Genomic DNA, 6,671 nt, shown 5'->3' with positions numbered 1-6,671 from the left:
TTTTTGAATGTTTTCATATGGGCTGCCACGGACGGCAGCCCAAGGCTGATAGCGAAATGGACTGAGCTTGAAGCCGGTAGGAAAACATACAAAAACTGCTTTTAATTCCACTTGGCGAATGTAATATGAATGCAATTAATACTAATATTGCCGCCACTGCTATTAAGTAACCTAACAAGTGTCTGCGAGATACATACAGTGCCTTCGAATAGTCAAAGCCGTGAAAGGACACGTGATGTATGCTCGCTTGTGGCATTAAGAAAATCAGCAATTCTTCTCCAATGATGCAATCAGCTTGGGATACTGGCCGGTTCATAGGGCGGGCACATCTGAGATGCCTAGACTAGCCCTGGGCAGGGGGCCTGGAGGGGGCGGGGAAATCCGCTTATGGTGGGGATGGCCGTGAATAGTGACAATATTTTTGAGAAATTTACTTAAGCGGTTTTATAATTATTGGCATATTGTGTATAATATGACTAAAAAGGGATAAAACGTAGAAAATATTTTTAGGCGGGAAGATGGAGAATAATAATGAGTTTTGAATTTGTTTTTGATAAGTTGAATAACTACAGGAATTGTATTAATAAGGAATGGGTTCTTACAAACGGTATTGGTGGATATGCAGGAAGCACTATTATCGGTGCACACTCTAGGACACATCAGGGTTATCTAATAGCCAGTTTGCATTCACCAGTTGAAAGATATCTGGTTTTTTCCAAGACAAATGAAAGGTTGGTATGCTCAAGCCGTATATACGATTTGACAACTGCACAGCATAAGGGGCCTTATACTAGCGAATTTAATCAGGGAAATATGCATCTTAAAAGCTTTAAATACGATGGAAATATTACATTTGTGTACGAGGCTGGTGGTATGCGTCTTACCAAGACTATATCTTTGGTGCAGGGAAAGAATCAGTGTACTATCGCATATACGTTAGAAAATAATGGACCAGCTGCAGGTGTGGTTATTACGCCTCTTATGAATTATCGTGACCATGGTGAGCACATGACTGTGGAAGATTTGCGCTGGGAGCTTCCAGAGGAAGTCTTTAAGGAATATCGAAATGAAGAAGTGGGTAATGTGGGCTTTTATTATACCCCTGTTAGCAATTCGAAGGTCAGGGTATCTCTTATTGCGGCAGGCTGTGAAATGGTTAAGCGCAATAATATCTATGATGAGAACATGGAGCTTCAGTTCGAGCTTGATAATGAGGCGGATGGCCTTGATTGCCATCTTAAGCCATACGATTTTGTAATGGAAGTGGACGCCGGAGGGGTTGCTAAGTCTTCATTCGTGTGTACTGTTGAGATAAATGATTCAAAGGGCAAGAAAAAGGAGACCTGGAAGCCATTTCCTGTAATTGAAAAGGATACGGCTTTCATTGAGGTTGAAAAGAATAAGAAGAGAATAGAAGAGCTTATAGAAAAGGCTGGCTTTGAGGAGGATGACGAGCTGGCTCAGATTCTTACTGTTGCTGCAGACCAGTTTATTGTTGATAGAAAATCTACAGGAAGAAAGACTATTATTGCAGGCTATCCTTGGTTTACAGATTGGGGCAGGGATACAATGATTTCATTTACTGGACTTTGCCTTGAGACAGGCAGATTTGAGGATGCTAAATCAATTCTTTTGTCATTTGCACAATATATCAAAAATGGTCTTGTTCCTAATATGTTCCCAGATGGTGGGCAGGAGCCTTTATATAACACGGCTGATGCGTCACTTTGGTATTTTTATGCTGTATACAATTATCTTAAGTATGTTGATACAGATGAAGCCTGGAAGTTTGTAGAGGACGAGATATATCCTGGTTTGCAGGAAATCATGGGTGCATATAGGAAGGGTACATTGTTTTCTATAGGAATGGATGATGATGCACTTATGCGTGCTGGCGGTGGATTAGATCAGGTTACCTGGATGGATGTGCGTATTGGTGATGAGGTGGTTACCCCTAGACATGGCAAGCCAGTAGAGATTAATGCTCTTTGGTATAACGCCCTTATGACTATGGAGGAAATCTCTAGAGGAATTGCCAGACGTACTCATAACAAGCCAGAGAATTACCTGGCATACGCAGGTGGATGTAGCCAGCTGGCTATTTGGGTAAAGGAAGCATTTAATTCAGAGTTTTGGTATGAAGAGGGTGGATACCTTTATGATGTAGTTGATGATGAATCAAAGGATGCTACACTTAGACCAAATCAGATTTTTGCAGTAAGCTTACCATTTACAATGCTTGACCCTGAAAAGGAAAAGTCTGTGGTAAGGGTAGTGAAGGATAGATTGTATGTGGGCGTGGGACTGCGTTCATTGGATGCATCGGATGAACAGTATCATGGCATATATCAAGGGGCACTTGAAAAACGTGACCATGCATATCATCAGGGTACAGCCTGGGGATTTTTGCTGGGAGCATTTATAGAGGCGTATCTTAAGACTGGTGGCCACAGTGCCCAGACAATTGAGGAAGCCAAGGCTATGTTTGAACCTGTAGAAAAGCATTTAGTAGAGGGATGTATTGGAACAATCTCTGAAATCTTTGATGGAGATGAACCACATACAGCCCGTGGATGTTATGCCCAGGCCTGGTCAGTGGGAGAGGTGCTTAGAGCCTACGCTTTATTAAAGGAATAAATTTCCTGAAATAGGTAAATATAAAATGATTAAAACTAGATTACTTGGGATGTTAAAAAACGGCAGAAAATATGTACTTTTGCAGGTGGTGTGGCAGTGGCTTGGATTAGTGGCTCAGATTATTATTGTGGGTTGCATTTCACGTACACTGTCAGAGGCATATTTTCATAAGTTAAATGTGAAGCAGCTACTCATATATTTAGGGGTAGCTCTATTTTCTGTGTTTGCACGTATGGTTTTTGACAGGCTGTATACGGAAGCATCCTTTGAGGCTAGTGTAGATGTAAAAAATGTAATGCGAGATATGATTTATGCTAAGCTTCTTCGCCTAGGAAGCGGATATCGTAAATACGTATCATCTGCTCAGATTACCCAGATGATGGGTGAGGGAGTAGAGCAGCTGGAGGTATATTTTGGTAAATACATTAGCCAATTCGTATATGCGTTAATTGCTCCTGTTACATTATTTTTGTTTTTATTTCAGTTTAATGTTAAAGCAGCAGCTGTACTACTTGCGGCAGTTCCGCTAATTCCTATTGTCATCATGATTGTAATGAAGGTGGCAAGAAAGCTACTAGACAAGTATTTTACAATCTATTACGGCTTGGGAGATACATTCCTAGAGAAGCTTCATGGAATGACCACCCTTAAGATTTACCAGGCTGATGAAAAGGCCTTAGAGGAGATGGATGAGGAATCAGAAAAGTTTAGAAGAATCACTATGAAGGTGCTTTCTATGCAGCTTAATAGCACCATCGTAATGGATGTGGTAGCTTATGCTGGCGCTGCTGTAGGAATTGCTGTAACATTGGGGCAGTTTACTATTGGTGAGATGAAGCTTGATGAGGCTATTATGTTCTTGCTGCTTTCAGCAGAGTTCTTTCTTCCAATGAGACTGCTTGGCTCCTACTTTCATATTGGGATGAACGGTATGAAGGCTGCCGATAAGATATTTGATTTTCTTGATATTAAAGAGCCTAAGCTTGGCAAGGAAAAGCTGAATAAAGATAGCTATGATATTGTATTTAGAAACGTTGCTTTTGCTTATGAAAAAAAGGGGCAAAAGGTTTTAAGCGGTATTAATATGGATGTGCCAACTGGAAAGATGGTTTCTATTGTAGGTGTATCAGGCTCTGGCAAATCTACCATCGCAGGAATAATCAGAAGGCAGTTTAAGGGATATGAGGGAAACATTACTGTAGGCGGCAAGGAGATAAAGAATATTAGTGAGGATTCTTTAATGAGTGCTATTACAGCTGTTTCCTACAATAGCTTTATTTTTCCTGGAACAGTAAGGGATAATCTTCTTTTGGGAAATAAAAAGGCTAGCGATAAAAAGCTTAATAGTGCGCTTAACATAATGAATCTTTTGGATGAACTTCAGCCTCTTGGAGGGCTTGATTATCTCCTTACAGAGGGTGGCAGTAATCTTTCAGGTGGACAAAGACAGCGTCTTTGCCTTGCAAGAGCTCTTCTTAAAAACAGTCCTATCTATATATTTGATGAAGCAACCAGTAACATTGATGTGGAATCGGAAGAAATCATCATGAAGGTAATCAGAAAATTGTCTAAGGATATGGGAAGGACTGTACTGTTGATATCCCATAGGCTGGCAAATGTAGTTGCGTCAGATGAGATTCTTATGCTAGAGCAGGGAAGCATTATAGAACATGGTACCCATAAGCAATTGATGGATAAAAAAGGAAGCTATGCAAAGCTATTTATGGCGCAGCATGAGCTGGAAACATATTCAGGAGGTGATATTTAATGAGAGAAAATAAACCTTCTGGATTCAAAATTATGGCCCGCCTTATTTGGTTGGTTAAGCCACTTACCGCAGTGATGCTACTTGGCATACTGCTTGGAACCCTAGGCCATCTATGTGCAATATTTGTAACTGTAATAGGTGCTGAGGGTGTGGTAATGGTGGCCCAAAGCTTCGAAAATCCTGTGTTACAAAAGACAGTGCCAAAGCTTTTTGGCATCCTTGTGGCAGTAGGTGTACTTAGAGGCCTGTTCCACTACGGGGAGCAATACTGCAATCATTATATAGCCTTTAGGATTCTTGCTATTATCAGACACAAGGTTTTTGAAAAGCTAAGAATACTTTGCCCAGCCAAGCTAGAGGGAAAAGAAAAGGGTAATCTAATAACTATGATTACCAGTGATATAGAGCTTTTGGAGGTGTTTTTTGCCCACACCATTTCTCCAATAGCAATTGGCGTTTTGGTGTCATTATTAATGACTATTTTTATAGGAATGCAGTATCCTATAGCAGGTATAATAGCAGCTATTGCATACGTGACTGTTGGAGGAATGATTCCTGTTTCAAACGAAATAGAATCTGCTGGGGCAGGTCTTAGATTTAGAACAGAATTTGCTAAGATGAATAGCTTTATTTTAGGTGCACTTTACGGTGTTGATGAAACAATTCAGTTTAGGGCTGGCAAGGATACATTAGAGCAGCTTAATAACAGGGGAGAGGATTTAGCAGATACAAAGGAGACCCTTGTTGGATTTGAGAAAAATCAAAAGAGTCTTACTAATCTTTCTATACAGCTGTTCTCTATTATAGTGCTTGGCGTGATGCTGGTGGCTTACAGCAAAGATAAAGTCAGCTTTGAGCAGGTGATTATAGCCACAGTTTCCATGATGAGCTCCTTTGGCCCTGTTGTGGCTCTTGCTGCACTTTCAAATAATCTTAATCAAACCCTTGCCTGTGGTAAGAGAGTGCTGGATTTGTTAGATGAAGAACCTTTGGTGGCAGAGATTGATGATGGAATCGATTTGGAAATGGTGGCAAATGCCAGAGGTAATATCGCCACTGTAAACAATGTATCATTTGCTTACGAGGATGTTGATGTCCTTAAAAATATCTCTCTTGATATTAAAAAGGGAAAGATTCTTGGAATTCATGGGGCAAGCGGTAGCGGCAAATCTACCTTGCTTCGCTTGCTTATGAGATTTTGGGATACAGATGCAGGTCAGATTCATTACTATGATAAGTTGGACGGGCCAGTGGAGATAGATTATATTAATACTCAGTCATTGAGGGATAATCAATCCTTTGTTACCCAGGATACCTGGGTAAGCCACGACACTATAGCAAATAATATTGCTGTAGGAAAGCCTGATGCTACAAAAGAAGAGATTATAAGTGCGGCAAAGAAGGCTAGTATTCACGACTTTATCACTAGTTTGTCACATGGATATGATACAGTAATTGGCGAACTTGGATCCACACTATCTGGTGGAGAAAAGCAAAGAATTGGAATAGCCAGAGCATTCCTTCATGGAGGCAATATGATATTAATGGATGAGCCAACCAGCTCACTTGATTCCTTAAACGAAGGAATCATCTTAAAGTCTCTTAAGGAGGAGGCTTCTGACAAGACTGTAGTGCTAGTATCCCACAGAAAATCAACCATGGGAGTGGCTGATACTGTGGTTGAGATAGAACAATAAGGGTTATATTAGATTTATGAAGAGGTTTACGTGTATTTTACTTGCAGCCTGTATGTTATTTACAGTTACTGGCTGTGGAAAAAAGACTAAAGTATCGGATGTGGATGTGGATTTAACTACCATGTCATCAACCATGGTATATTCATATGTGTATGATATGTTATCCCATCCTTCCGATTATAAGGGGCAGATGGTGCGAATGGATGGAGACAGCAATACCACCCACGGCGGCACCCATTCCTGCATTGTGTATGACGCCTTAGGATGTTGTACCGAAGGTATAGAATATATTTTGCCCGAGGAAGAATACCCCGAGGATGGAGCCAAAATCACCGTGGTTGGCCGCTTCGCCACCTACACCAAAGGCGAAGGCACCTACTTCGTACTGGTAGACTCCGTGTTGGAGTAGCACAAACTATAGATGAGGTAGTAGGTAACAAACTGACCATAGCCTAGGCAAGCGCGAGCAAGGAGGCGCCATGTCAAGCATGGTGGGGACCCACGCCGGCGGGGAGGCCCCATGCGCAGGCATGGAGGATGCCTTGCGGGAGCACGAAACACTTTGAAGC

At 41.3% G+C, this 6,671-nt stretch carries 4 protein-coding genes; all 4 read left to right on the top strand.

Features of this window, described 5'->3' with window-relative positions; all coding sequences use genetic code 11:
• Positions 1-531 precede the first annotated feature (531 nt).
• The 4 genes from IJ535_RS07450 to IJ535_RS07435 are packed head-to-tail and all read left to right on the top strand — an operon-like array spanning position 532 to position 6,511.
• Positions 532-2,637, top strand: coding sequence for an amylo-alpha-1,6-glucosidase (locus IJ535_RS07450; RefSeq protein ID WP_294300800.1), 2,106 nt, complete (start codon positions 532-534; stop codon positions 2,635-2,637).
• A 25-nt stretch (positions 2,638-2,662) separates the two neighbouring features.
• Positions 2,663-4,405, top strand: a complete 1,743-nt coding sequence (locus IJ535_RS07445; RefSeq protein ID WP_294300797.1) for an ABC transporter ATP-binding protein/permease — start codon at positions 2,663-2,665, stop codon at positions 4,403-4,405.
• Positions 4,405-6,102 carry an amino acid ABC transporter ATP-binding/permease protein gene (locus tag IJ535_RS07440; protein ID WP_294300794.1) on the top strand — a complete coding sequence of 566 codons (1,698 nt, stop codon included), beginning with the start codon at positions 4,405-4,407 and terminating at the stop codon, positions 6,100-6,102. The genes IJ535_RS07445 and IJ535_RS07440 overlap by 1 nt, the downstream gene beginning before the upstream one ends.
• A 16-nt stretch (positions 6,103-6,118) precedes the next feature.
• Positions 6,119-6,511 carry an LptM family lipoprotein gene (locus IJ535_RS07435; protein WP_294295446.1) on the top strand — a complete coding sequence of 131 codons (393 nt, stop codon included), beginning with the start codon at positions 6,119-6,121 and terminating at the stop codon, positions 6,509-6,511.
• Positions 6,512-6,671 lie beyond the last annotated feature (160 nt).

It is taken from the genome of Pseudobutyrivibrio sp. (assembly GCF_017471675.1).
In the GTDB taxonomy this organism is placed as follows: domain Bacteria; phylum Bacillota; class Clostridia; order Lachnospirales; family Lachnospiraceae; genus Pseudobutyrivibrio.
This window is presented reverse-complemented; position numbering and strand designations above follow the sequence as displayed.